Origin of the sequence: Microcystis sp. LE18-22.4A (assembly GCF_027531105.1) — a bacterium.
GTDB classification, from domain to species: domain Bacteria; phylum Cyanobacteriota; class Cyanobacteriia; order Cyanobacteriales; family Microcystaceae; genus Microcystis; species Microcystis aeruginosa.
In genome coordinates this window covers 1-4,431 of sequence record NZ_JAPZRB010000329.1, presented here as the reverse complement: position 1 = coordinate 4,431, position 4,431 = coordinate 1, and the positions used below count along the sequence as shown (strand labels likewise).

Sequence of the window (4,431 nt, the reverse complement as noted above, 5' to 3'; positions counted from 1 at the left end):
TAGGCGCACGGATTTTCCATTATGAATATAGTATCCTGTCAAGAGGCTTTTGTCAAGAGAAATTTTGACAACATCCAGACAAACGTTATTGTAGGGGTAATTCATGAATTACCCCTACACCTATTACCTAGTCCAGTAACCCACCACCACCATTGACAGTGATTGAATTAATCACTGATGACTACAATGATGGATAATTATAGGAGGATGCTGTCTGGAGTGTGATTAGGTGAGATTGTTAAATCCCTACAATAATTTTTATTATTTCATCATCAAAAAAAGGATTAATTATGATCAAAAAAATTAAAATCGCCGATGCTCAAACCGATTTACCCAGTCTCGTTAAATCGGTTACGGAAGATAACAAAATTTATGCCATTGAGAATCAGGAGGATTCTGTAATTTTGATTTCTCAAAAAAACTATGAAAGTTTACAAGAAACCATCGAATTACTATCTATTCCCGATTTAAGAGAAAGCTTACAACTATCTCTACAGCAAATTAATGAAAATGAAACCTATTCTCTTGAGGAAGTCTTGGGAGACATTGATTAATGGTTTATGAAGTCAGCATACAACACAATCATAGTATTCATTCAATCATTACAATCAAAGTTTAGACTGATGATGAACAGAAGTTAATCTATATTCATCGTGCTAAAACCCATTATGGCGAATAAACTAGACCTTGAAAATTCATGAAAAGAGGGTTTGTAGGCGCACGGATTTTCCATTATGAATATAATATCATGTCATGTCAAGTCGCCTTTGTCAAGAGAAAATTTGACAACATCCAGATTTAGTAAAACGTAGCCGATTGTAGGGGTAATTCATGAATTACCCCTACACCTATTACCTAGTCCAGTAGGGTGCGTTAGACGGCAAAAATTTCTGCTTTGACTTGAAGCTAACAATCTGTCGTAACGCAGCACCTATCATTGACTTGAGGCAAAGTATTCGGGGGATAACCTATCGCTGAAACCGTAGATTTCCTATCTGAATGCTGCGCCCCTACTTTTTCAGCATACCCTAATTAATCGGGCAATTTATACTGTTCCACAATCTTTTTAGCATATTCAGGAACATGAGCCGCTAATTTTTCAGGATAATTACGTTTAACATAAAGGTAATTACGGGTAAAGTGAGAATCGATGGAAAAGCGAGCATATTCTAAACCTTTAGGCCCAATTTTTTCAATTACTACTCCCATCATTTTTGCCGCCCACATAGGTAAAGTTACACCTTTATCGTAGGCGGGAATGCTATTTTGTACCGCCTGTTTTCTATCACCACTAGACATAACATCTTGGGTATCTAATTGGTCTTTAACTAACTCTAACATTTCCTTGCCCGTATCATTACGAACGACAATCCATTGCCAGCCAAAAGGTGCGCCCATATAGCCCACAACTAAATCGGCAAGGGAGTTAACATAATCAAAACAAGTCATACAGGAAGGGGCAAAAACATCCTTTAATTTATTAGTCTTTAAGCCAAAAAAGGGAACCATTTCCATCGAGCCGTCTTCGTGTTTAAAGTGTACCCGAAAATCCTGCATAAATTCGTAATGAACCACGGTTTCTGGGGAACGACTGGTAGTTTCTAGAAACTTTTGCAGTCCTGAGCGGGTGACATTATCGACGCAGGGAGTTCCTAAGACATATAACTTTTCTAAGCCTAATTTTTTTTCTACTGCTCTTAGGGCTTGAATTTGACAACCAACTCCGATAACTAATAACCGTTTCATGCCCGATTTTTCAATTTCTTCTAGGACTGATAAATTGGGAGAAAGAGTCGGTTTATTAACTTTAGCGGCGAGAATTTCTTCGGTGGTACGGGCGAGAATCGGTTGCGGTTGAAAGCGATCCTCGGCGGTATTCTGCACACAAACCACCCCTTCTACTAAACCACGATCGAGCATTTCACAGGCAATTGTGCTGACAATTCCCGTCCATTGCGCCCCTGGAATAGCTTGTTTTTTCTTGGAAGCCATCATCTCTTGATGAACACCAAAATAGAGATCATTTTCCTGATTTAGATCGCGACTTTTGCCGTGTGCTGCTGCTTCTAAATCGGCGATTTGTTGATTGAGAAAAGCACAAGCTTCTTTAACGTAGTGAATGTAATAAGTGTCACAAAGTCCGCACTCGCTACACAATTCTTTGGCAGGACGACGACTATTGGGCTTGAGGGCTTTGGCTTTTAGGTGTGGCGCGAGCGAGTTCATAATCTTAAAAGGCAACTAGGTCAAGGGTTTTTTTCTATCGATCGTTTACCTTACCGCATTCCATCACTTTGTTACCAATCTTTTTAAAGAAATGTAACGATTACCCGGAATAGGATCAGAGCAAAGCTTCTAAGGTGGCGACGACGGAAGCCGCTAAAGTTTCTAAATCATAACCGCCTTCTAAGCCGAAAAGCAGCGGTTTATTGAGAGTTAAGAGGTATTTCGTTAAAATTCCATAATCTTGTGGGTGTAGACAAATTCCCGCCAGAGGATCCGCTTGATTGGCATCATATCCAGCACTAACAATCACTAAATCCGGTTGAAAATTTTTCAGAAAAGGTATGACTTGCCCCTCAAAATGTTCTTGATAATCTTTAATGGTACTCCCCGCCAGTAAGGGAATATTCAAAACATTATTAAACTCACCTTTTTCTCTCGCTTCTCCCGTGCCGGGATAAAAGGGGAATTGATGGAGGGAACAATAGGCAATCTGGGGATGATTTTCGACTATATCCTGGGTGCCATTGCCGTGATGTACGTCCCAATCGAGAATCGCTACTTTTTGCACTCTTTTGTTTTCTAAAGCATAATAAGCGGCAATAGCAGCATTAGAAAACAGACAGAAACCCATGCCATAATTAGAAGTGGCATGATGTCCGGGAGGACGGGCTAAAATAAAGGCAGGATCGCCGGTGGATAAGACTCGATCGACTCCATCTAACCAGCCACTAACCGCTAGTAACGCCACATCGTAACTACGGGCAGAAACGGGAGTATCTGCATCCAATCTTCCCCCACCCTGTTGACAAATTCGCCGCAATATATCAACATAATCTTGATTATGAACTTGTTTAATCAAAGGGATTACTTCGTCACGAATTTCGATCGGTGTCGGTAAATGCCATGTTAATTTTGACTGCCATTCTGTTTGTTTTAAAGCTCCGACAATTGCCGTTAAACGCGCCGCTTTTTCGGGATGGTAAATACCTGTATCGTGATCGAGAAATTCATCGGAATAGATAATCGAGATCATCATCAAATTACTGCTTAACTCGTTGATTTTTGAGCAACCCAATGGTTTTAATCTACCAGAAAAGCAGCGGCTTGAGCGGCTATAGTGAAAAAACTTTACCGATTGGGTCACTTTTGCCAGATGATGCAATTATCTTTCCCCAAGGTGACAGGAGGCAAAAATGCTGACAAATTTTCGCAAATTTCAACTAGAAGTTAATGGCATTACTATCAATGGTATCAAAGGTGGGCGCGGTTTTCCGCTGCTTTTGCTCCATGGTTATCCCCAAACCCATCAAATGTGGCATAAAATCGTCCCCCGATTAGCGGCTAATTTTACGGTGATCGCCACGGATCTGCGCGGCTACGGGGATAGCGATAAACCCTTACCCCTAGAGGATTCTAGCAATTACTGCAAGCGAGTCATGGCCCTCGATCAGGTGTTGCTGATGGAAAAATTTGGTTATCAGGAGTTTTATCTAATCGGCCACGATCGAGGGGCGCGAGTTTCTCACCGTCTCGCCCTTGATTTTCCAGAAAAGGTCAAAAAACTCGTTTTACTCGATATAGCACCAACGATGGCGATGTACGAGGCGACTGATAAAACTTTTGCCACTGCCTACTATCATTGGTTTTTCTTGATTCAGCCTTCCCCTTTTCCCGAAACCCTGATCGCCGCTAATCCCGATTATTATCTGCAACATTGCTTGCAAAGTTGGGGTCGAGATTTTAGCGCTTTTACAGAGGAAGCTTTGGGGGAATATCGGCGTTGTTTTCGAGATTTAAGGACGATAACCGCCACCTGTGCCGATTATCGGGCCGCCGCTACCATCGATTTAGAGCATGATCGTCAGGATTTAGACCGGAAAATTTCCTCTCCCCTCTTGGTTCTTTGGGGAAAAAAAGGTTTCATTGCACGTCAATACGATGTGATCGCTCTTTGGCAGCAGCGAGCTAATCAAGTCACCGGACAGGCGATCGCCAGCGGTCATTTTTTACCAGAAGAAGCACCAAAAGAGACGGGACAGGCGATCGAGGATTTTCTTCGCTAAGTAGGGTTAGCTGAATAAATCTAAAAACCTTGTTGGGTAAGACTTTTAGACTTTTTGTCAATCAAAAAGTACCAGATATGGGAGTGGTCGGGGGGAAAATCCCTGGACTTTTTCCCTGAAAATTAGGTAATTTACCCGATGA

At 41.6% G+C, this 4,431-nt stretch carries 4 protein-coding genes; 2 read left to right on the top strand and 2 right to left on the bottom strand.

Annotation, left to right across the window (positions count from 1 at the left end; translation table 11 throughout):
- Positions 1-290: 290 nt before the first annotated feature.
- The gene (locus tag O9295_RS14520) at positions 291-554 is read left to right on the top strand and encodes a type II toxin-antitoxin system Phd/YefM family antitoxin (RefSeq protein ID WP_002756068.1); all 264 of its coding nucleotides are present in this window, start codon (positions 291-293) and stop codon (positions 552-554) included.
- A 478-nt stretch (positions 555-1,032) separates the two neighbouring features.
- Here O9295_RS14520 and O9295_RS14515 read toward each other — a convergent pair whose 3' ends face one another.
- Positions 1,033-2,226 carry a Coenzyme F420 hydrogenase/dehydrogenase, beta subunit C-terminal domain gene (locus tag O9295_RS14515; protein ID WP_288033491.1) on the bottom strand — a complete coding sequence of 398 codons (1,194 nt, stop codon included), beginning with the start codon at positions 2,224-2,226 and terminating at the stop codon, positions 1,033-1,035.
- 115 nt (positions 2,227-2,341) lie between these two features.
- Positions 2,342-3,259: a histone deacetylase family protein gene (locus tag O9295_RS14510; RefSeq protein ID WP_288033492.1), complete on the bottom strand. Its 918-nt coding sequence runs from the start codon at positions 3,257-3,259 to the stop codon at positions 2,342-2,344.
- A 160-nt stretch (positions 3,260-3,419) separates the two neighbouring features.
- On the opposite strand from O9295_RS14510, the gene O9295_RS14505 reads away from it, so the two are divergent.
- Entirely contained in the window at positions 3,420-4,289 is an 870-nt protein-coding gene (locus O9295_RS14505) for an alpha/beta fold hydrolase (protein ID WP_288033489.1), read from the top strand.
- The last annotated feature ends 142 nt before the right edge of the window (positions 4,290-4,431 follow it).